Source organism: Arcobacter sp. (assembly GCF_050300555.1).
GTDB lineage: Bacteria > Campylobacterota > Campylobacteria > Campylobacterales > Arcobacteraceae > Arcobacter.
The window spans coordinates 1-604 of record NZ_JBNKXY010000240.1 but is presented as its reverse complement, the minus strand read 5'-3'; the positions used below and the strand labels follow the sequence as shown (position 1 = coordinate 604).

1 protein-coding gene is annotated in these 604 nt (G+C 31.3%); it reads left to right on the top strand.

Annotated features, from left to right (window positions below; genetic code table 11):
• A partial coding sequence (gene dapF, locus ACQY5W_RS13345) for a diaminopimelate epimerase (protein ID WP_428025458.1) occupies nucleotides 1-604 on the top strand: 604 nt, incomplete at both ends.

Genomic DNA, 604 nt, shown 5'->3' with positions numbered 1-604 from the left:
AAAATATTCTGCTAGTGGAAATGATTTTGTAATTTTTCATACATTCATTGAAAAAGATTATACAGAGGATGCAATAAAACTGTGTAATAGAACAGAAGGTATTGGAGCAGATGGACTTGTAGCTTTACTACCATGTGAAGAAGCAGATTTCAAATGGCAATTTTACAATAGTGATGGAAGTGATGCTGCAATGTGTGGAAATGCAACTAGAGCAGTATCTCACTATGCTTTTAACAATGGATTAGCTCCTTCGAAAATGAAATTTTTGACTGAAGCTGGATTAATTAAATCAGAAGTAAATGAAAATATTGTTGAAACACAAATGACTAAACCAATTGTTATAAAAGAAGAGTTTGAGCAAGAAGGTTTAACTTGGTATTTAATTGATACAGGAGTTCCTCATTTAGTAACAATAGTAGATGATTTAGAAAAATATAACCATGATTTATGTGCAAAAATGAGATATGAACACAATGCAAACGTTAATTTTGCAATAATTGAAAATGGCGAAAATGGTAAAATACTAAAAGTAAGAACCTATGAAAGAGGAGTAGAAGGAGAAACTTTAGCTTGCGGAACAGGAATGGTTGCTTGTTTTCTAAGA